The following is a 20,356-nucleotide window of genomic DNA, read 5'->3' as shown; positions in this document are numbered from 1 at the left end:
TGATTTGACGCGTTTCGCATCGTTAAGGGCATAGGCTTCTCCAGAACGGGGAAATGGATTGCCCGCACCCATCATCAAGGTCGATGCAATTTCGAAGAGCTTCGGCACCTTCAAGGTGCTGGACGGGTTGTCGATGCAGGTGATGCCCGGCGAGAAGCTGGCGCTGATCGGCCCGTCAGGCTCAGGCAAGACGACGATCCTGCGCATCCTGATGACCTTGGAGAAGATCGACGGCGGCCATATCCAGGTCGATGGCGAGCAGCTCTACCACATGGAGCGCAACGGCCAGTTGCTGCCTGCCGACGAGCGGCACCTGGCCAGGATGCGCCAGAAGATCGGCATGGTCTTCCAGCTCTTCAATCTCTTCCCGCACAAATGCGTCATGGACAACGTCACCTTGGCGCCGATGCTGACCAAGGGCGTTGCGCGCGCCGCCGCGGAAAAGCGGGCGATGGAACTGCTCGACATGGTAGGCCTCGCCGACAAGGCGAAGGCGATGCCGGCACAGCTTTCCGGCGGCCAGAAGCAGCGCGTGGCGATCGCGCGCGCCCTGGCGCTGTCGCCCAAGATCATGCTGTTCGACGAGGTCACCTCGGCGCTCGATCCGGAGCTGGTCGAGGAAGTGCTCAACGTCATGCGCAAGCTCGCCGCCGAGACAGACATGACGATGCTTCTGGTCACCCATGAGATGGGCTTCGCCCACGACTTCGCCGACCGCGTGCTGTTCTTCGACCGCGGCAGGATCGTCGAGGAAGGCAAGCCCGACGAGATTTTCCGCCATCCCAAACAGGAAAGAACGCAGAGCTTCCTGAAGAAGATCATCGCGGCCGGACACCGCGTCTGACCGCTATGCAGAGGCGACTTTGTCGTCCTCAACGGGCGGCGCAAGCCGTCCACGGACGGCCAAAGGCTGTCCCGAACCGAGCAAACCAATAACAGAAACAAGGAGTTGGGAACGATGAAGAAACTTGGCATTCTGGCTGGCGTCGCCGGCCTCGCAGTGAGCACGATGCTGCTCGCCTCCGGCGCGCGTTCGGCCGACGATGCAAAGCTGGAGCAGCTCAAGCAGCAGGGCTTCGCCCGCGTCGCCATCGCCAACGAGCCGCCCTATACGGCAGTGGCCGCCGACGGCAAGGTGTCGGGCGCGGCGCCGGACGTGGCGCGCGAGATCTTCAAGCGCCTCGGCGTCAACGACATCGTCGCTTCCATCTCCGAATATGGCGCCATGATCCCCGGCCTGCAGGCCGGACGCTTCGACGTCGTCACCGCCGGCCTGTTCATGAAGCCGGAGCGCTGCGCGGCGGTCGCCTATTCCGAGCCGGTGCTTTGCGATGCCGAGGCGATGCTGGTGAAGAAGGGCAATCCGAAGGGCTTCAAGAGCTATGAGGACATCGCCAAGGACAGCTCCGCCACCGTCGGCGCGCCCGGCGGCGGCACCGAGGAGAAGCTGGCGCTGAACGCCGGCGTGCCGCGCGATCGGGTTATCGTCGTGCCGGATGGCCAGAGTGGCCTGAAGATGGTGCAGGATGGCCGCATCGACGCCTATTCGCTCCCCGTTCTGTCGATCAACGACCTGATGAAGAAGGCCAATGATCCGAACCTCGAAGTGATCGCACCGGTGCAGGGCGCGCCGGTCTATTGCGACGGCGCCGCCTTCAAGAAGGGCGACGAGGCGCTGCGCGATGCCTATGACGTCGAGCTCGCAAAGCTGAAGAAGTCCGGCGAGTTCGCCAAGATCATCGAGCCCTACGGCTTCTCGGCGAAGGCGGCGATGTCGACGACGCGCGAGAAACTCTGCGCGGCGAAGTGATTTTTTCCTTCTCCCCGTTCTACGGGGAGAAGGTGTCACCTGATGCATGTCGCCCAAAAGTGCGCAGCGGTTTTGGGACAACGACATGCACAGATAAGTGACGGATGAGGGCGGCGCCGTACTTTCGTAAGTTTGCGCTGCCCCTCATCTGCCTGCCGGCATCTTCTCCCCGTGAACGGGGAGAAGGGGCTGTCGCGGCCGCCTCGCTTAACGGCAAACGTAAGGACACTTCTAGTTTCATGACCCAGTGGTCCGGCTATCTCGGCCTGATATTGCAGGGAGCGCTTGTCACCATCGAGCTGACGCTGATGGGGTCGGTGCTGGCGCTGATCATGGCCTTCCTTGCCGGCATGGGGCGCGTGTCGCGCTTCTTCATCGTGCGGGCGATCGCCACGGCCTATATCGAGTTCTTCCGCGGCACCTCGATCTTCGTGCAGCTGTTCTGGGCCTATTTCGTGCTGCCTTTCGCCGGCCTGTCGCTGACGCCGCTGCAGGCCGGTGTGCTGGCGCTGGGCCTGAATGTCGGCGCCTATGCGGCGGAAGTGGTGCGTGGCGCCATCCTGTCGGTCGGCCGCGAGCAATACGAGGCCTGCACGGCGCTCAATCTCGGCCGCTGGCAGGGCATGCGCCACGTGATCCTGCCGCAGGCGCTGCTCGTCATGCTGCCGACCTTCGGCAACAACGCGATCGAACTGCTCAAGGCGACCTCGGTCGTGTCGCTGATCTCGCTCGCCGACCTCACCTTCCAGGCGCAAGTGGTGCGCTCGCAGACCGGCAGCACGCTGATGCCGTTCCTGTCCGTGCTGATCATCTATTTCGCGCTGGCGCTGATCATCTCCTGGGGCGTGCGGACGCTGGAGCGCCGCATGGCGCGCGGCTTGGATGGAGTGCGCGTCTGATGGATTGGGATTGGAACTTCGTCCGGGAGATCATGCCGACCCTGATCCAGGGCGTGAAGATCACCATCCTGGCGACCATTCTGGGTTCCATCCTGGCCGCCATCGTAGGTCTCGGCATAGCGCTGGCGCGGCGCTCGGAGAACCGGCTCGTCGCGCGCAGCGTCAGCTGGTTCGCCGAGTTCATCCGCGGCACGCCGCTTCTGGTGCAGCTCTATTTCATCTTCTACGTGCTGCCCGATATCGGCATCCTGTTGCCGCCGCTGGTGGCCGGCGTCATCGGGCTTGGCCTGCACTACGGCACCTATACGGCGGAAGTCTATCGCGCCGGCATCGACAACGTGCCGCGCGGTCAGTGGGAGGCGGCCAAGGCGTGCAACCTCAACGGCCGCCACACCTGGACGCATATCATCCTGCCGCAGGCGATCCCGCCGATGATCCCGGCCCTGGCCAATTATTTCATCGCCATGTTCAAGGAGACGCCGCTGCTTTCGGCGATCACGGTGCTTGAGCTGATGAACCAGGCGAAAAGCGTCGCCAACACCTACTACCGCTATATCGAGCCGATGACGCTGGTCGGCGCCTTCTTCCTCGTCATCAGCCTCTGCTCCGTCGTGCTGTTGCGCTGGCTGGAGCATCGCTACGGCAGGATCGAGAGATGAAAGTCATGAAACCATTGCCCGAGATCCGCCTCGAAACGGCGCGCCCCGTGCTGGACGCGCGTCCGCTGGAAAAGCGCGTGGGACTGATCGCTTTAGCCACCGACCACACAAGCGAGGTCGACTTCCGCCGCATGGTGGCGAGCGAGCGCATCGGCGTCTATGTCGCGCGCATTCCCTACGCCAATCCGACGACGCCGCAGAATTTGCGCAAGATGCAGCCGTCGCTCTCGGCGGGCGTGGCGCTGATCCTGCCGGACGAGCCGCTCGATGCGATCTGCTATTCCTGCACTTCGGCCTCCGTGGTGATCGGCGACGCCGAGATCGAAACAGCCATCCAGGCGGCCAAACCGGGCGTGCCCGTCGTCACGCCGCCGATGGCCGGCATGCGCGGGCTCAACGCTTTCGGGGTGAGGCGCATCAGCATTCTCACCCCCTACACCGTCGAGACCAGCCGACCCATGGCCGCCTATTTCGCCGCGCATGGCTTCGACATCCAGAGTTTCACCTGCCTGGGCTTCGAGGACGATCGCGAGATGGCGCGCATCACGCCCGCCTCCCTTGTCGAGTTGGCGCGCAAGGTCACGCATCCGCAAGCCGATGCGCTGTTCGTCTCATGCACCGCACTGCGCGCCGCGCTCGCCGTGCCGGGCATGGAAGAGGCGATCGGACGTCCGGTCGTCACCAGCAACCAGGCCAGCGCCTGGAACTGCCTGCGGCTTTGCGGCGACGAGACGCCACGACCGGAGTTCGGCCGCTTGTGGACCAAGCCGCTGGCCGCGTGATCGCAATGCTAGTTACGCTTCAGCATATTCGCGCCGCGCGCGAACGCATTGTCGGCAAGGTCGAGCGGACACCCTGTGTGCTGTCGCAAAGCCTGTCGGACCGCGCGGGCCACCCTGTTCACCTCAAGCTGGAGCACCACCAGACCACCGGCGCGTTCAAGCTGCGCGGTGCTTCCAATGCCATCGCCGCCCTGAGCCCGGAAGAAAAATCGCGCGGGGTCGTCGCCGCCTCGACCGGCAATCACGGCCGCGCGCTGGCGCATGCCGCGAAGCTCGAAAGCATGCGCGCGGTGATCTGCATGTCGAGGCTGGTGCCCGGGAACAAGCTGGATGCCATCCGCCGCCTGGGCTCCGAAGTGCGCATTGTCGGCAACAGCCAGGACGACGCCCAGCAGGAAGTCGACAGGCTGGTGGCCGAAGACGGGCTGGTCATGCTGCCGCCTTTCGACCATCCCGATATCGTCGCCGGGCAAGGCACGCTCGGGCTGGAGATCATGGAGCAGGTTCCGGATGCCGCAGCGGTGCTGGTGCCGCTCTCGGGCGGTGGGCTGGCCGCCGGTGTGGCGGCGGCCGTCAAAGGCGTGAGCCCGGGCACCAAAGTCACCGGCATCTCGATGGCGCGGGGCGCCGCGATGAAAGCCAGCCTCGACGCAGGCCGGCCGGTGCAGGTCGAGGAGTTGCCGACTCTGGCGGACTCGCTCGGCGGCGGCATCGGCCTCGACAACCGGCTGACCTTCGCCATGTGCCGGGACCTGCTCGACGACGTGATCCTGCTTGCCGAGGACGAGATCGCCGCCGGCATCCGCCATGCCTATGGGCAGGAACGCGAGATCGTCGAGGGCGCCGGCGCCGTCGGCATCGGCGCGCTGCTTGCCGGGAAGGTCAAGACGAGCGGCCCGACCGTCCTGATTCTCTCCGGCAAGAACATCGATATGGGCCAGCACCGCCGCATCGTCTGCGGCGAATCCTCCGGAAGGGAGCGTGCCGCATGAGCCGGATGACCATTCTCACCGAAGCAGAACTGCGCAAGATCGTGACGCTCGACCTCGACGCGGTCGCCTGCGTCGAAAACGCCTTCCGCGCTTTGGCCACGCTGCCGGTGGCGATGCCGCCAATATTGAGGCTCGACATTCCCGAGCATCGCGGCGAGGTCGATGTGAAGTCCGCCTATGTGCCGGGCATAGACGGCTTCGCCGTCAAGATAAGCTCCGGCTTCTTCGACAATCCGAAGCTCGGCCTGCCAAGCGGCGGCGGCATGATGGTGCTGCTCTCGGCCAAGACCGGGGTGGTCGAGGCGCTGTTGCTCGACAATGGCTATCTGACCGATGTGCGAACCGCCGCCGCCGGCGCGGTCGCGGCCAGGCATTTGTCACGCGAAGACTCCAGGATAGCGGCCATCTTCGGCGCCGGTCTGCAGGCCGGCTTGCAATTGGAAGCGCTTCGCCTGGTACGTCCGATCGAGGAAGCGCGCATTTGGGCGCGCGACGCCGCCAAGGCCGAGGCAACCGCCGCGCGCCTGCGCGAGAAGCTCGGCATCCTGGTGCGGGCCGAGCCGGATGCGGCGAACGCGGCAGCCGGCGCCGACATCATCGTCACCACCACGCCGTCGACCGAGCCGCTGATCAAGCCCGGCTTCGTCTCCGCCGGACAACACATCACCGCGATGGGCTCGGATGCCGAGCACAAGAACGAGATCGCGCCGGCGATCCTGCGCATGGCCGATCTCTATGTCGCCGACAGCGCCAAGCAGACGCGGCGTCTGGGCGAGCTTCACCACGCCATCGATGCGGGCGTGATGGCTGCCGACGACGAGGTCACCGAACTCGGCCAGATCATTGCCGGCAAGAAACACGGACGACGCTCGGCGAGCGACATCACCATCGCCGACCTCACCGGTACCGGCGTGCAGGACACCGCGATTGCCACGCTCGCGCGCGACCGTGCGCGGGCAGCAAACGCCGGGGCGATTTTCGAAAGCTGATACCGGCCGTAAGGCCCAACAAACGAGGACCCAAGAACAATGCAGCCAAACCTGAAATTCTCGCGGAGCGAATTTGCCCATCGCCTCGCCAAGACGCGGAAGGCTATGGAGATGAAGGGGGTCGATCTTCTGATCGTCAGCGACCCGTCCAACATGGCCTGGCTGACGGGTTATGACGGCTGGTCCTTCTATGTGCATCAGGCGGTGATCGTGCCACCTTCCGGTGAGCCGGTCTGGTATGGACGCGGCCAGGACGCCAACGGCGCCAAGCGCACCGCCTATCTCGCGCATGACAACATCATCGGCTATGCCGACCACTATGTGCAGTCGACCGAGCGGCATCCGATGGATTACCTCGCCAGCGTGCTGGCCGAGCGCGGCTGGGACAAGCTCAGCATCGGCGTCGAGATGGACAATTACTGGTTCTCGGCTGCCGCTTTTGCGGCGCTGCAGAAGCACCTGCCCAATGCCCGCTTCACCGACGCGACCGCACTGGTGAACTGGCAGCGCGCCGTGAAGAGCCCGACCGAGATCGACTATATGCGCAAGGCCGCCCGCATCGTCGAGGCGATGCACCAGCGCATCGTCGACAAAATAGAAGTCGGCATGCGCAAATGCGATCTCGTCGCCGAGATCTACGATGCCGGCACGCGCGGCGTCGCAGGCATCGGCGGCGACTATCCGGCGATCGTGCCGCTATTGCCGTCGGGAGCGGACGCCTCGGCTCCGCATCTCACCTGGGATGACAGGCCGATGAAGGCGAACGAAGGCACGTTCTTCGAGATCGCCGGCTGCTACAACCGCTATCATTGCCCGCTGTCGCGCACCGTGTTCCTCGGCAAGCCGACGCAAGCCTTCCTCGACGCCGAGAAGGCGACGCTGGAAGGCATGGAGGCAGGCCTGGCCGCAGCCAAGCCCGGCAATGCCTGCGAGGACATCGCCAACGCCTTCTTCGCGGTGCTGAAGAAGTACGGCATCGTCAAGGACAACCGCACCGGCTATCCGATCGGCATTTCCTATCCGCCGGACTGGGGCGAGCGCACTATGAGCCTGCGCCCCGGCGACCGCACCGAACTCAGGCCCGGCATGACCTTCCATTTCATGACCGGCCTATGGCTGGAGACGATGGGGCTGGAGATTACCGAGTCGATACTCATCACCGACACCGGCGTCGAATGCTTGGCCAATGTGCCGCGCAAGCTCTTCGTGAAGGACTGAACGATGTCCGCTCTGCGTCCATCGCCGATCGCGCCGACCGTCGACTTCGAGCGCGACGGCGTCCAGCACGGCTTCCTGCGCCTGCCCCATAGCCGCGACGATTCCGCCTGGGGCTCGGTGATGATCCCGGTCTGTGTCGTGCGCAACGGCAAGGGCTCGACGGCGCTGCTGACCGGCGGCAATCACGGCGACGAGTATGAGGGGCCATTGGCGCTCTACGAGCTCGCCCGCACGCTCGACCCGAAAAATGTCTCCGGCACGGTGATCATCGTGCCGGCGATGAACTATCCGGCGTTCAGGGCCGGCACGCGCACCTCGCCGATCGACAAGGGCAACATGAACCGCTCCTTTCCCGGCCGTCCCGACGGCACGGTGACGGAGAAGATCGCCGACTATTTCCAGCGCGAGCTGCTGCCGCGGGCAGACATCGTCTTCGACTTCCATTCCGGCGGCAGGACACTGGACTTCGTGCCGTTCTGCGCCGCGCATACGCTGCCCGACAAGGCGCAGGAGAAAAAAGCCTTCGCCGCGGTCGAGGCTTTCTCGGCGCCGTTCTCGATGCGCATGACCGAGATCGACGCGGTCGGCATGTACGACACGGCGGCCGAGGAGATGGGCAAGGTCTTCGTCACCACCGAGCTCGGCGGCGGCGGAACCTCTCGCGCAGAGACCGTGCGAATTGCCCGGCGCGGTATCCTCAACGTGCTTCGCCATGCCGGCATTGTGTCTGGTGCGGTCGAGAAGAGCAAAACCCAGTGGCTCGACATGCCGTCGGGCGATTGCTTCGCCTTCGCCGAGGATGACGGCATGATCGAGACCATGGTCGATCTCGGCGAACCGGTGGAGGACGGCCAGGTGGTCGCGCGCATCCACCCGCTCGGCCGCACCGGCCAGGCGCCGCAGGAGATCAGGGCCAGGATGTCGGGGCTGCTGGCCGCGCGTCACTTCCCCGGCCTGGTCAAAGCCGGCGACTGCGTCTCGGTGCTGGGCGTGGCCGTTCAGGGATAACCCTGGCCGCCCGCCTGGAGTCTTTGTTTTTACGCAATTCCGGACGGAAAACCGCTACGCACTTTTCCTGGAATTGCTCTACTGCACCACGCGCTTCTCGAGCTTGCGGGCAAGGGTGCGCCGGTGCAGGCCGAGCCGACGCGCGGTTTCGGAGATGTTGAAGCCGGTCTCGACCAGCGTCTCGTGGATGCGCTCCCATTCGAGGTTCTTGATCGAGGTGGGGCGGCTGGTGAGCGGCACAGACTCATCGCCCTCGTCGCGGCCGAAGGCGGCTTCGATATCGTCGGTGTTGGCAGGCTTGGCCAGATAATGACACGCGCCGAGCTTGATGGCCTCGACCGCCGTGGCGATGCTGGCAAAACCCGTCAGCACGACGATCCGCATCGACGCGTCGCGGGCGCTGAGCAGCTTGACGCATTCGAGGCCCGATCCCGCTCCGAGCTTGAGATCAACGACGGCGTAGGCAGGGACGACTTTTTCAAGCGCGACAAGCAGCGCCTCACGGTCGTGGCAAACCACGACGTGGTAGTCGCGCTTTTCAAACGAGCGTTTGAGCGTGCGCGCGAACGTCGCGTCGTCCTCGACGACGAACAGGGATCGATCAGGCTTCACGATCGCCTCCATCGGTCAGCGCCGCCAGAGGCAGCGAAAGGGTAACGCAGGCGCCCTCCTCCATGTTGCGCGCCGAAACGTCGCCGCCGAGCTTGCGCACGACATTGAACACCAAGAAGAGGCCAAGGCCACCGCCCGGACGCCCCTTGCTCGACATATAGGGCTGGCCGAGCCCGGCCAGAATATCCTTGTCGAAACCCGGTCCGCGATCCTTGACGGTGAACACCAGCTTCTCATCCTCCCGCTCGGCGGCGATGCCGACCCAATGGTGCGATGCTTCCAGCGCATTGTCGAGCACGTTGAAGATCACTTGTCGCAGCGCCGTGTCGGACACGATCGGCTCGTCCGGCCCGAAACCGTTGCTGAAGTCCAGCTTGGAAGGCTGGCGGCTGACGCGCCACTCCTGGACGAGGTCGTCGAGGAACTGGCGGATCGTGGTGCGGATCGTGCCCTCGCCGCGCGCCTGGCCGGAGGACATGAGAATGCCGGTGACGATGTTTTTGCAGCGCTCGATCTGCGCCTGCATCTCGGCAACGTCCTCGGAAAGCTCACGATTGCGCTTGACGCCCTGCATCTGGCGCCAGTCTGACAGGATGACCGATATGGTGGAGAGCGGCGTGCCCAGTTCATGCGCGGCGCCGGAGGCCAGCAGACCCATGCGCACGATGTGGTCCTCCTCGGCCGAACGCTGGCGCAGGTCGGCGAGGTAGGCATCGCGTTCGCGCAAATTTCGGTTGATGCGCGTCATGAAGATCACGATCAGCCCGGCCGCCAGCACGAAGCAGATGAACATGCCGCGCAGATGCAGTCCCAGAAGATCGCTGCCGCCATGATGCGGAAGAGCGATCGGCTGGAAGACGAAGATGAGGAAGACGAAACAGGCGGAGGCCGCCACGACCAGGATCCAGGTCGACCATGGCGCCAACAGCGCGGCGCCGAGCGTGATCTGCAGCAGATAGAGCGACACGAACGGGTTCGAGGCGCCGCCGCTCAGGTAGAGCTGCGTCGTCAGCGCCGCCATGTCGAAGATCAGCGCGACGAAAAGCTGCGCGTTGGAGATACGGCGATTGCCGCGCAAGGCGAGCAGGCTGAAGATGTTCAACCCGACAAGGAACAGCACCACGCCGGCCATCTCGGTGAGCGGCAGCGGGATGGCGAACCAGTATTGCGTCACCAGGATGGTCAGCACCTGCCCGGCCACCGCCAGCCAGCGCAAGTGAATGAGGAGCAGCAGGTTCTTCCTGTTCGTCACATCGGCGCTCGAGACGGCGCCCTGGCCGGCAAGAGGAGCCGCTGGGAACGGCTTCTCGTGATGAAGCCGCGCGATCGAGATGTTCATCTTGCCGCGTCCCGCTTCCGACGCCCGGCAAAAATCGGCCTGGCCATGGCGATCGCCAGCATCGCTGCCAGGGCAAACCAGGTCAAAGCATAGGCCAGATGGCTGTTGCGGAAGGTGACGACAGTCAGGCCGCCGCGCGGCCAGCCATCCGCGCCGGACGTCCCGGCATCGATGAAATAGGGCGCGACATCCGTCAGGCCGCGGGCTTTGGCGATTGCCGCGACATCGCGCGAATACCAGCGGTTGGCAGCCGGATCGTTGCTGCGCAAAAAACCGCCGCCGGGCTCGCTGATGCGCAGCAGCCCGTCAACCGCCGCAGGCGACCGCGGGCCGCTCTCTTGTTGAAATTCGGCCTTGCGCTCCTGCGGAACGAAGCCGCGGTTGACGAGGATCGTGAAGCCGCGATCGTCGCGCATCGGCGTCAGCACCCAATAGCCGCCACCGAGTTCGGTCACCGCCTGCACCAGCGTGTTGGCGCCGCCGGAAAAACTGCCGGTGAGACGTACGTGGCGATATTCATAGCCGGCCGCGTCGATATCAGCCCATGTTGCGGGTCCGGGCGCATCGACGACCGGAGCATGGATGCGCTGGTCGACGCGGGCGATCAGATCGAGCTTCCAGACCCGTCTTTCCAGCTGCCAGATGCCGAGCCCGACAAAGACCAGGACACCGAGAAACCCGAGCAGCAGCAGGAACCATCGCGACGCCAAGCCGACACGCTGCGGCGATGCGACGAAGGAGCCGGCACGGCCGGCGATATCGTCCGCCCTTGTCCTCCCGGCGCCCGATACATGGCTCATGGCATCTGCTGCATCTCGTGGAGCCCGGGCATCATGTTGGCGTTGAGGTGGTACATCACCCAGAGCGAGCCGCTCAGCACGATAACAACGAGGATCACCGTGAAGATGAGCGCCAGCATCGACCATCCGCCTTCCGAGGCGGGGTTCATATGCAGGAAGAAGATCATGTGCACCACGATCTGCACCACCGCGAAGGCCATGATGATGATGGCTGTCGCCTGTTTGTTGTCGATGGCGCCGGTCATGACCATCCAGAACGGGATGGCGGTGAGGATCACCGACAGGAAGAAACCGATCAGGTAGCCCTTCAGCGACCCGTGCGCGGCGCCGCCATGCGCGTGGTCGTGACCGGCATGATCATGAGCGCTCATCTCAACGTCCCCATCAGATAGACGAAGGTGAAGACGCCGATCCAGACGACGTCGAGGAAATGCCAGAACATCGAGAGGCACATCAACCGGCGGCGATTGGCCTCGATGAGGCCGTGTCGCGCGACCTGCACCATCAGCGTCACCATCCAGACGATGCCGAAGGTGACATGCAGGCCGTGCGTGCCGACCAGGGTAAAGAAGGACGACAGGAAGGCGCTGCGCTGCGGCGTCGCTCCCTCATGGATCATATGCGCGAATTCGGAGAGCTCGATCGACAGGAAGGCGAGGCCGAACAGCATGGTCACCGCGAGCCAGCCTTGCGTCGCCGCGACACGGCCCTTGTCCATGGTCAGCATGGCAAAGCCATAGGTGATCGAGGAGAGCAGCAGCATGGTGGTGTTGACCGCCACCAGGCCGAGATCGAACAGGTCCTTCGGCGCCGGACCCGCCGCGTAATTGCCGCCGAGCACACCAAAGGCCGCGAACAGCATGGCGAAGATCAGGCAGTCGCTCATCAGATAGAGCCAGAAGCCGAGCATGGTGCTGCCGCCTTCGGCGTGCGCATGCTCCTCTTCCAGGTGGAAGACTGCTGCGGTATCGGCCGTGATCGCCGTGGATGCCATGCTCAAGCCCTAGCCCCCTGAGCGGCGAGGAGCGCCGTCCTCACCTCTTCGGTTTGCGCGACCTCGGCCGCCGGGATGTCGAAGTCGCGGTGATAGTTGAAGGTGTGGCCGATCGCGGTGGCGATCAGGCAGACGAAGCTCAGCGCCGCCAGCCACCACATGTACCAGATCAGGCCGAAGCCGAGCGCCACGCTGAACACCGCCAGGACGACGCCGGTGCCGGTGTTCTTCGGCATATGGATCGGCTTGAAGCCAGAGAGCGGACGCCGATAGCCGGCCTTCTTCATATCCCACCAGGCGTCATTGTCGCGGATGATGGGGGTGAAGGCGAAATTGTAGGCAGGCGGCGGCGAGGAGGTCGACCATTCGAGCGTGCGGCCGTCCCAGGGGTCGCCGGTGACGTCGACCAGCTCGGCGCGCTTGCGGATGGAGACGAAGATCTGGACCAGGAAGGCCGCGATTCCGCAGGCGATCAGCACCGCGCCAAAGGCGGCGATGACGAACCATATCTGCAGCGAGGGGTCGTCGAACACACGCATGCGGCGCGTCACGCCCATCAGGCCGAGGATATAGAGCGGCATGAAGGCGAACCAGAAGCCGAGCACCCAGCACCAGAACGAGACCTTGCCCCAGAACGGATCGAGCCTGAAGCCGAAGGCCTTGGGCCACCAGTAGGCGATACCGGCGAACAGGCCGAACAGCACGCCGCCGATGATGACGTTGTGGAAATGCGCGATCAGGAACAGGCTGTTGTGCAGGACGAAGTCGGCCGGCGGCACGGCAAGCAGCACGCCCGTCATGCCGCCGACAACGAAGGTGAGCATGAAGGCCACCGTCCACATCATCGGCAGCTCGAAGCGGATACGGCCGCGATACATGGTGAACAGCCAGTTGAACATCTTCGCCCCGGTCGGGATCGAGATGATCATCGTGGTGATGCCGAAGAAGGAGTTGACGCTGGCGCCGGAGCCCATGGTGAAGAAGTGGTGCAGCCAGACCAGATAGGACAGGATGGTGATGACCACCGTGGCGTAGACCATCGAGGTGTAGCCGAACAGGCGCTTGCCGGAGAAGGTCGAGGTGACCTCGGAGAAGACGCCGAACAGCGGCAGGATGAGGATGTAGACCTCCGGGTGACCCCATATCCAGATGAGGTTCACATACATCATCGGGTTGCCGCCGAAGTCGTTGGTGAAGAAGTTGGTGCCGACATAACGGTCGAGCGCCAGAAGCGTCAGCACCGCCGTCAGCACCGGGAAGGACGCCACGATCAGCACGTTGGTGCAGAGCGAGGTCCAGGTGAAGACCGGCATGCGCATCATCGTCATGCCGGGAGCGCGCATCTTGATGATGGTGCAGATCAGGTTGATGCCGGACAAGGTCGTGCCGACGCCGGCGACCTGCAGCGCCCATATGTAATAATCAACGCCGACATCGGGACTGTAGTTGATGCCCGAGAGCGGCGGATAGGCCAGCCAGCCGGTGCGGGCGAACTCGCCGACGAACAGCGAGGCCATGACCAGGATGGCGCCGCCCACCGTCATCCAGAAGCTGAAATTGTTGAGGAAGGGGAAGGAGACGTCGCGCGCGCCGATCTGCAGCGGCACGACGAAGTTCATCAGCCCGGTGACGAAGGGCATCGCCACGAAGAAGATCATGATCACGCCATGCGCCGTGAAGATCTGGTCGTAGTGATGGGCGTTGAGATAACCTTCCGAACCGTTGAAGGCGATGGCCTGCTGCAGGCGCATCATGATGGCGTCGGAGAAGCCGCGAAGCAGCATGACGAGGCCGAGCACCATGTACATGACGCCGATCTTCTTGTGGTCGACGCTGGTAAACCACTCGCGCCAGAGATAACCCCAGAGTTTGAAATAGGTGATGGCGGCGAGAACCGCGAGGCCGCCGAGCGCCACCACGATGAAGGTGCCGACGACGATCGGCTCGTGCAGCGGCAGCGACTCCAGAGTGAGGCGGCCGAAGATGAATTTGGTCAGCGTCTCAGGCATCCGCCATTCCTCACAATTCGAAGCGCAGCAGGCCGAGCGACGGCGTCTCGGCGTCGGCGCGGCGGCTGCCCGTACCGGGCGCGAGCAGGCCAACGCCGCGCAGCGGGGACAGATCCCTGAGCGGCCAATCCTTGTCATCGTCGTTACGGGCCGCGCGCGAAGCGGCAGCCGCCTCCTCCGCTGTGCAGATGCTTGCAACATAGGACGGATCGCTGCCGAACACCGCGCCACGCCGGGCGACCTTGTCATATTGCAGCGGCAGGGTGTTACGGACGCCGGCGAGCCCCAGGCCGCCCTTGGCGTCGATCGACATCATCTCGTTCATGCACATCTTGCCGGGCTCGACGCACAGATTGAGGATGGCGCCGAAGAGATCGGCATCGACGGAGGCATAGTGCCGGACCGGCTCGTTCTCGCTCGGACGTTCGAGCTCGAGATAGGTCTCGCGGCTGAGCGTGCCCTGCGCGCTCTTGGCCTGCGCCACCCAGTCGGCGAAGGCCTGGTCGGAGAGGCCGTGGAACGCGAAGTGCATGCCGGAGAAGCCGGCGCCGCTGTAATTGGCCGAGAAGCCGATATAGGTGCCCGGCCTGTTGACGACAGCGTGCAGCTTGGTCTCCATTGCAGGCATGGCGTAGATCTGCCCGGCAAGGGCCGGAATGTAGAAGGAATTCATCACCGTGGACGAGGTGATGCGGAAGTCGATCGGCTGGTTGACCGGCGCTGCCAGTTCGTTGACGGAGGCAATGCCGTAATCCGGATAGATGAACAGCCACTTCCAATCGAGAGCGACGACCTCGACCCTGAGCGGCTTGTGGTTCTGCGTCACCGGCTGTCCCGGCTCGATCCGGTCGATGCGCCGGTAGGGGTCGAGCAGATGCGTGCCAAGCCAAGTGAGCGCGCCCAGGCAGATGATGACGAGAAGGGGCGCCGCCCAGATCACCAACTCCAGTTTGGTCGAATGGTCCCAGTCAGGCGTATAGGTCGCCGTGGTGCTGGATTGCCGGTAGCGCCAGGCAAACAGCACGGTCAGCGCCATGACCGGCACGATGATGAGCAGCATCAAAAGGGTCGAAACGACGAGCAGGTCGCGCTGCTGCGCCGCCACGTCGCCCGCGGGCGACAGCACGACGAAGTCGCAGCCGCTCAGCAGCACTGCCAGGGGAAGCAGAAGCAAGGCTCCGGATCGTTTCATCAAACGCTGCTCTCGATAGTCCGGCGCAACAGGCCTATCATGTTGCAATGCGGTATCAACCAACGGCTACCGCTGACAGGCCCGAGACGACATTGGACAATTTGTCCAATGCCCAGTCGGCGCGGCTTTGGCGAAAGTGTGCAACGCACAATGGGATGACAATCGCGTCCCGCATCCAACTCGGTGGCGACGGAATAGATGGCTGAAACTTCGACTGCCGAAACTGACAGCAGGCTGATCGGCTCGCATCACGGCCAGGTCAGCGCCGGCGATATCGCGGTCGGCGTGATCATCGGCAGGACGTCAGAATTCTTCGATTTCTTCGTCTATGCGATCGCTTCCGTGATCGTGTTCCCCAAGCTTGTCTTTCCAATGCATGATCCGCTGGTCGGGACGCTTTACTCCTTCGCCATCTTCGCGCTGGCCTTCATCGCGCGTCCGTTCGGCACGGTGCTGTTCATGGCGGTCGACCGCGCCTATGGCCGCGGCGCCAAGCTGACCATCGCGCTTTTCCTGCTCGGCACCTCGACCGTCGCCATGGCGTTCCTGCCGTCCTATGAAGACGTCGGCGCGGTCGCCGCCTGGCTGCTGGCGCTGACCCGGTTCCTGCAAGGCCTGGCGCTTGGCGGGACATGGGACGGATTGCCCTCGCTGCTGGCGCTGAACGCGCCGCAGAACCGGCGCGGCATCTATGCGATGATCCCGCAGCTCGGCGCGCCGATCGGGCTTATCGTGGCGAGCTCGCTCTTCGCCTTCTTCGTCGCCAACCTCTCGGCCGACGATTTCTTCAGCTGGGGCTGGCGCTATCCGTTCTTTGTCGCCTTCGCCATCAATGTCGTGGCGCTGTTTGCTCGGCTGCGCATTGTCGTCACGCCCGAATTCTCGAAACTCTACGAGAGCGGCGACCTGCAGCCGACCCGCATCAGGGACATGATCAGCACGGAAGGCCGCAACGTCGTCGTCGGCGCCTTCGCGCCGCTGGCAAGCTTCGCCCTGTTCCATATGGTCACGGTGTTTCCGCTGTCCTGGGTGTTCCTGTTCACCAATGAAGGGCCGGAGCGCTTCTTGGTGATCGAGGCGGTGAGCGCGCTGTTCGGCATCGCCGCGATCGTCGCATCGGGGCCGCTGGCCGACCGCGTAGGGCGTCGCGCCCTGCTCGGCGGCGGCGCCGTCGCCATCGCCGCATTCAGCGGGTTTGCCCCGCAGCTTCTCAACGGCGGCACCGTCGGCGAGACCGTGTTCATGGTGCTGGGCTTCATCCTGCTCGGCTTGAGCTTCGGACAGTCCTCGGGCGTCGTCGCGTCGAGCTTCTCGCGCCAGCACCGCTATACCGGCTCCGCGGTGACCTCGGACCTCGCCTGGATGTTCGGCGCCGGCTTCGCGCCGCTTGCAGCGCTGCTGCTGGCCGGCACGTTCGGCCTCATCGCCGCCGGCGCCTATCTGCTTTCAGGCGCGGCCTGCACGCTGGTCGCGCTGTGGATCGACAGGCAGGCCTCGACGACCGGCCGCTAGAACCCGACCGCTAGCACATTGTCGCAGGCGCCCAATCAGACCTGGTAAAAATCCCGATACCATTCGACGAAGCGCGGAACGCCGACCTCGATCGGGATCGTGGGCTTGAAGCCGGTCACCTCCTCGAGCGAGGTGACGTCGGCGTAGGTCGCCGGCACGTCGCCCGGCTGGAGCGGCATCAGGTTGCGGATTGCCTTGCGCCCGAGCGCCTCTTCCAGCACGTCGATCAGCCGGCTCAGCTGGACGGGTGAACTGTCGCCGATATTGTGGATCCTGTACGGCGCATTGCTTGTCGCCGGGTCCGGGGCCGCGCTTGTCCACTCGGGGTCGGGCGTCGCGGGATGCTCCATGACGCGGATCACGCCCTCGACGATGTCGTCGATGTAAGTGAAGTCCCGCTGCATGTTGCCATGGTTGAAGACGTCGATCGGCTGGCCGGCGAGAATGGCCTTCGTGAAGATGAACAAGGCCATGTCGGGCCGGCCCCACGGACCGTAGACGGTGAAGAAGCGCAAGCCCGTGGTCGGCAGCCCGAACAGATGGCTGTAGGTGTGGGCCATCAGCTCGTTCGCCTTCTTGCTGGCGGCGTAGAGGCTCAAGGGATGGTCGGCGGAATCATGCACCGAGAATGGCATGCGCGTGCTGCCGCCATAGATCGAGCTCGACGATGCATAGACGAGATGACCGACCGAGGCCTGACGGCACCCTTCCAGGATGTTGAGGAAGCCGTTGAGATTGCTCCGCGCATAGACGTGCGGATTGATCAGCGAATAGCGGACGCCCGCCTGCGCGGCGAGATTGACGACGATCTCCGGCGCTGCCGAGGCAAAGAGCGCCGAAATGCGGTCGCGGTCGGCGAGATCGACATGTTCGAAGCGGAAGTTCGCGAACCCTTTCAGCCGCTCGAGCCGCGCCTTCTTCAGGGCAACGTCGTAATACTCGTTCATGGAATCGAGGCCGACAACCTGCCGGCCTTCGGCGAGCAGCCTGTGGCAGAGGTGAAAGCCGATGAAGCCGGCCGCGCCGGTGATCAGGATAGGCCTGCTCGACGTCAATTCGTGCCCCCAACGTTGTAGTCAGACCAGACCGATCTTTCGTCGGCAGCCCGCGGTCCCGTCCGGAATTCCTCAAGGCGGTCGAAAACTTGCGCCTTTTATGGCAGGCCGTCGACGAATTCAACGATACGCCTTTCTCTGCCGTCGCGACACAACCTACCGGTCATTGCGACGCCAGTGGCTGCAAGGTTGGCGCGGCCAGATGCGGCGGCAGCGCCGTCGATCTCAGGCTGCGCGAACCCGCCATCGGTGCGGCTGGGGCCGGCCCGGAAGGCGACCAGTATCCGACAGCGGAAATACGGTCTCAAGCCGATGCTCATATACGAGCGCTATCAGGGATCGGACCCATTCATGCGAAATGAGATTGCGCTTCCAAGGCCGATTGAGGATTTGATTTTCTTGGTGATCCTCCTTTGCTGAGGCAAACTGCTACAGGGCTGTCAGGAGGAGAAATGAGAGCACGCGCGGCGACGGTCGGAGACTTGGAGGATGTTTTCCGCGGCCTGTCCAAGCGAATGTCGGACGAATATGTGGCGGCCGGTAAGGACAGCAAAAGCGCCTATGACAATCTGATGATGAATTTGAAGGAAGGCCGGGCGCATGCGCTCGTGCAGGACGACAGGACGGTGGCGATCATCGCCTGGCACGAGCATACGGACGCCGCAGATACGCTGTTTGCCGCGCGGGAAGATTTCTTCAACGCCGCGACGGTCCGCTTCTGCAAGCGGCACATCCGCCATGTCCAGGCGCTTGCCGGCAACCTTCCCATACATTCGCGCAGCTGGCTGGACAGGCCGGACGTCGCGAAATGGTTCCGCGTGATCGGCTATGTCGAGCGAGGGCGGGAGAACGGCGCCCACCTGTTCGAGCTGCCGCCGGCCGCCAATAGCTGACCAAAGCGAGGCTCCTTGCAGCTCTTGAATACAGGGCGGCTTGCGCGAAAATCCAATTGGAAAGATTGTAGGCGCAGGCAGCCGGGCAACCTGGCACGCCGGATGGGTATGGCTGCTGGAAATGGGGATGTTGCGCGTCTGCCTGGCGGTTGTCGCCATCGCTGCCCTGACGAGACCGTCAGGGGCAGAACCGCGTGCGTCCCGTCTTTTCGACCGAGCTGACCTCACGGCAGCCTATTCGGGGCAATCCGATCTCGTCACCGCGTATGCGACCGGCATGGCGCGCTACCGGCTTCAATATTTGGCTCCCGCGACTCAGTCCGGCTTGGCCGCGCCGCTCGAGCCTCGGCTGCTGCGGCCTGAATTCCAGCAACGGACATGGCGTTCGGCCGATGGCAGCCTGCTTCAGGGATTCGCCGGCAAGGGCGGCTTTCGCCTGACCACGGGCAACTGCGTGAGCCGCATCTGCGTAGCCAGCGAGTGCAGCGAAGCCGGCTGGCCGCTCTATGCCTGCAGCGACGGGCGCAAGCGCAAGATGTCGGTCCAGAGCTTCGTCACGGCAACATTCGACGGCGTCCCCTACAGGCGGCTGAGCGCGCCGCAGGAGTGAAATTGGCGACGCTCGCCGGATAGAGGAGCCGCTTGCGCTCATCTCGCCATGCATGGCATCGGTTGCGGCGTTTTGAAACGATCGAAGACAAGATAGTGGCACGCCAACCCGACCGACGATCCGCAACCCCAAGGGTCAGCCTCGCCCGAGCGCTGTCCAAGCTTGGCTTCTGCTCGCGCACGCAGGCAGAGCGCCTGGTCGTCGCGGGGCGCGTGAGCGTCGCCGGCAAGGTGGCGCGCGACCCGTCAATCTGGATCGACCCCGACCGCGACCGCATCACCGTCGACGGCGAGCGCATCGTTGCCGAGCGCAAGGTCTATCTGATGCTCAACAAGCCGCGCGGGCTGGTCACCACCCGCGACGATCCCGAAGGCCGCGGCACCGTCTATGACTGCCTGGAAGGGCTCGACCTGCCCTTCGTGTCGCCGGTAGGCCGGCTCGACAAGGCAAGCGAAGGGCTGCTCTTGATGAGCAACGACACGCGCTGGGCGAACGGCCTGCTCGACCCCGCTTCGCATGTCGCCAAGACCTATCACGTGCAGATCGCGGCCGCGCCCGACGACGAAATGTTGGAACGCTTTCGGCAGGGCGCGGTCGTCGACGGCGAGTTGCTCACCGCACGCTCGATCGGGTTGTTGCGCAGCGGCGGGCGGACGGCCTGGCTGGAAATCGTGCTCGACGAAGGACGCAATCGGCAGATCCGCAGGCTGCTCGGCGCTTTCGACATCGAGGTGCTGAGGCTGGTGCGCGTGGCGATAGGCGGTCTTCAGCTCGGCGAGCTTGCCAAGGGCAAGGCGCGCCATCTGACGAGCGAAGAGCTGGCGATGCTGGGGATTTGACGCGCCAGGCGCTCCCCCTCACCCGGATTGCCAACCGAATTGCGAAGAGCAATTCGGGGCAATCCGACCTCTCCCCGAGGGGAGAGGAGCAGGTAAGCGCCGGCGCCAACCTCTTCTCCCCTCGGGGAGAAGGTGGCCGCGAAG

General features: G+C 64.2%; 21 protein-coding genes. 13 read left to right on the top strand and 8 right to left on the bottom strand.

Going from position 1 to position 20,356, the window contains the following annotated elements; genetic code table 11:
- Nucleotides 1-58 precede the first annotated feature (58 nt).
- From ehuA to doeB, 9 genes are all read left to right on the top strand, one after another.
- Nucleotides 59-844, top strand: a complete 786-nt coding sequence (gene ehuA / locus EN862_RS29770) for an ectoine/hydroxyectoine ABC transporter ATP-binding protein EhuA (protein WP_042638471.1) — start codon at nt 59-61, stop codon at nt 842-844.
- Nucleotides 845-958: 114 nt separating this feature from the next.
- Complete coding sequence (ehuB, locus tag EN862_RS29765; RefSeq protein ID WP_042638470.1) at nt 959-1,810, top strand: ectoine/hydroxyectoine ABC transporter substrate-binding protein EhuB; 852 nt, start codon at nt 959-961, stop codon at nt 1,808-1,810.
- 239 nt (nt 1,811-2,049) lie between these two features.
- Complete coding sequence (ehuC, locus tag EN862_RS29760) at nt 2,050-2,709, top strand: ectoine/hydroxyectoine ABC transporter permease subunit EhuC (protein WP_127868553.1); 660 nt, start codon at nt 2,050-2,052, stop codon at nt 2,707-2,709.
- Nucleotides 2,709-3,368 carry an ectoine/hydroxyectoine ABC transporter permease subunit EhuD gene (ehuD, locus tag EN862_RS29755; RefSeq protein WP_127868554.1) on the top strand — a complete coding sequence of 220 codons (660 nt, stop codon included), beginning with the start codon at nt 2,709-2,711 and terminating at the stop codon, nt 3,366-3,368. The genes ehuC and ehuD overlap by 1 nt, the downstream gene beginning before the upstream one ends.
- Nucleotides 3,369-3,373: 5 nt before the next feature.
- On the top strand, nt 3,374-4,150 hold the full coding sequence (gene eutA / locus EN862_RS29750) for an ectoine utilization protein EutA (protein ID WP_127868592.1): 777 nt from the start codon (nt 3,374-3,376) through the stop codon (nt 4,148-4,150).
- Nucleotides 4,151-4,155: 5 nt separating this feature from the next.
- On the top strand, nt 4,156-5,142 hold the full coding sequence (gene eutB / locus EN862_RS29745) for a hydroxyectoine utilization dehydratase EutB (protein ID WP_193771606.1): 987 nt from the start codon (nt 4,156-4,158) through the stop codon (nt 5,140-5,142).
- Nucleotides 5,139-6,131: a cyclodeaminase gene (locus EN862_RS29740; RefSeq protein WP_127868555.1), complete on the top strand. Its 993-nt coding sequence runs from the start codon at nt 5,139-5,141 to the stop codon at nt 6,129-6,131. Before eutB ends, EN862_RS29740 begins: the two co-directional genes overlap by 4 nt.
- A 39-nt stretch (nt 6,132-6,170) precedes the next feature.
- On the top strand, nt 6,171-7,349 hold the full coding sequence (gene doeA / locus EN862_RS29735) for an ectoine hydrolase DoeA (protein ID WP_127868556.1): 1,179 nt from the start codon (nt 6,171-6,173) through the stop codon (nt 7,347-7,349).
- 3 nt (nt 7,350-7,352) lie between these two features.
- Nucleotides 7,353-8,357, top strand: a complete 1,005-nt coding sequence (doeB, locus tag EN862_RS29730; protein ID WP_127868557.1) for a N(2)-acetyl-L-2,4-diaminobutanoate deacetylase DoeB — start codon at nt 7,353-7,355, stop codon at nt 8,355-8,357.
- A 78-nt stretch (nt 8,358-8,435) separates the two neighbouring features.
- On the opposite strand, the gene EN862_RS29725 is transcribed toward doeB, so the two are convergent.
- Genes EN862_RS29725 through cyoA form a run of 7 tightly spaced genes read right to left on the bottom strand, consistent with a single transcriptional unit; the run spans nt 8,436 to nt 15,303 of the window.
- A complete protein-coding gene (locus tag EN862_RS29725; RefSeq protein ID WP_193771605.1) occupies nt 8,436-8,969 on the bottom strand; it encodes a response regulator transcription factor in 534 nt (177 codons plus the stop codon).
- Nucleotides 8,959-10,308 (bottom strand): ATP-binding protein, encoded by a 1,350-nt coding sequence (locus tag EN862_RS29720; protein WP_127868559.1) that lies wholly within the window; start codon nt 10,306-10,308, stop codon nt 8,959-8,961. The genes EN862_RS29725 and EN862_RS29720 overlap by 11 nt, the downstream gene beginning before the upstream one ends.
- Complete coding sequence (locus EN862_RS29715; RefSeq protein WP_127868560.1) at nt 10,305-11,108, bottom strand: SURF1 family protein; 804 nt, start codon at nt 11,106-11,108, stop codon at nt 10,305-10,307. The genes EN862_RS29720 and EN862_RS29715 overlap by 4 nt, the downstream gene beginning before the upstream one ends.
- The gene (gene cyoD / locus EN862_RS29710) at nt 11,105-11,479 is read right to left on the bottom strand and encodes a cytochrome o ubiquinol oxidase subunit IV (protein WP_127868561.1); all 375 of its coding nucleotides are present in this window, start codon (nt 11,477-11,479) and stop codon (nt 11,105-11,107) included. The genes EN862_RS29715 and cyoD overlap by 4 nt, the downstream gene beginning before the upstream one ends.
- On the bottom strand, nt 11,476-12,102 hold the full coding sequence (gene cyoC / locus EN862_RS29705) for a cytochrome o ubiquinol oxidase subunit III (RefSeq protein ID WP_193771614.1): 627 nt from the start codon (nt 12,100-12,102) through the stop codon (nt 11,476-11,478). Before cyoC ends, cyoD begins: the two co-directional genes overlap by 4 nt.
- A gap of 2 nt (nt 12,103-12,104) precedes the next feature.
- Nucleotides 12,105-14,111, bottom strand: a complete 2,007-nt coding sequence (gene cyoB / locus EN862_RS29700; RefSeq protein WP_127868563.1) for a cytochrome o ubiquinol oxidase subunit I — start codon at nt 14,109-14,111, stop codon at nt 12,105-12,107.
- Nucleotides 14,112-14,121: 10 nt separating this feature from the next.
- On the bottom strand, nt 14,122-15,303 hold the full coding sequence (gene cyoA, locus EN862_RS29695; protein ID WP_127868564.1) for a ubiquinol oxidase subunit II: 1,182 nt from the start codon (nt 15,301-15,303) through the stop codon (nt 14,122-14,124).
- A gap of 198 nt (nt 15,304-15,501) precedes the next feature.
- Between cyoA and EN862_RS29690 the strand changes: the two genes are divergently transcribed.
- Complete coding sequence (locus tag EN862_RS29690; protein ID WP_127868565.1) at nt 15,502-16,815, top strand: MFS transporter; 1,314 nt, start codon at nt 15,502-15,504, stop codon at nt 16,813-16,815.
- Nucleotides 16,816-16,850: 35 nt separating this feature from the next.
- Here EN862_RS29690 and EN862_RS29685 read toward each other — a convergent pair whose 3' ends face one another.
- Nucleotides 16,851-17,870, bottom strand: coding sequence for an NAD-dependent epimerase (locus EN862_RS29685; RefSeq protein ID WP_127868566.1), 1,020 nt, complete (start codon nt 17,868-17,870; stop codon nt 16,851-16,853).
- Nucleotides 17,871-18,322: 452 nt separating this feature from the next.
- Between EN862_RS29685 and EN862_RS29680 the strand changes: the two genes are divergently transcribed.
- The 3 genes from EN862_RS29680 (at nt 18,323) to EN862_RS29670 (ending at nt 20,212) form a co-directional block, all read left to right on the top strand.
- Nucleotides 18,323-18,763 (top strand): hypothetical protein, encoded by a 441-nt coding sequence (locus EN862_RS29680; protein ID WP_127868567.1) that lies wholly within the window; start codon nt 18,323-18,325, stop codon nt 18,761-18,763.
- A 40-nt stretch (nt 18,764-18,803) separates the two neighbouring features.
- Nucleotides 18,804-19,373 carry a hypothetical protein gene (locus tag EN862_RS29675; RefSeq protein WP_245519733.1) on the top strand — a complete coding sequence of 190 codons (570 nt, stop codon included), beginning with the start codon at nt 18,804-18,806 and terminating at the stop codon, nt 19,371-19,373.
- 95 nt (nt 19,374-19,468) lie between these two features.
- Nucleotides 19,469-20,212: a pseudouridine synthase gene (locus EN862_RS29670; RefSeq protein ID WP_245519732.1), complete on the top strand. Its 744-nt coding sequence runs from the start codon at nt 19,469-19,471 to the stop codon at nt 20,210-20,212.
- The last annotated feature ends 144 nt before the right edge of the window (nt 20,213-20,356 follow it).

The sequence above is a fragment of the Mesorhizobium sp. M2E.F.Ca.ET.219.01.1.1 genome, from assembly GCF_004016445.2.
Lineage (GTDB): Bacteria > Pseudomonadota > Alphaproteobacteria > Rhizobiales > Rhizobiaceae > Mesorhizobium.
Note: the sequence above shows the minus strand (reverse complement) of the source record. Positions and strands in the feature narration are given on the sequence as shown.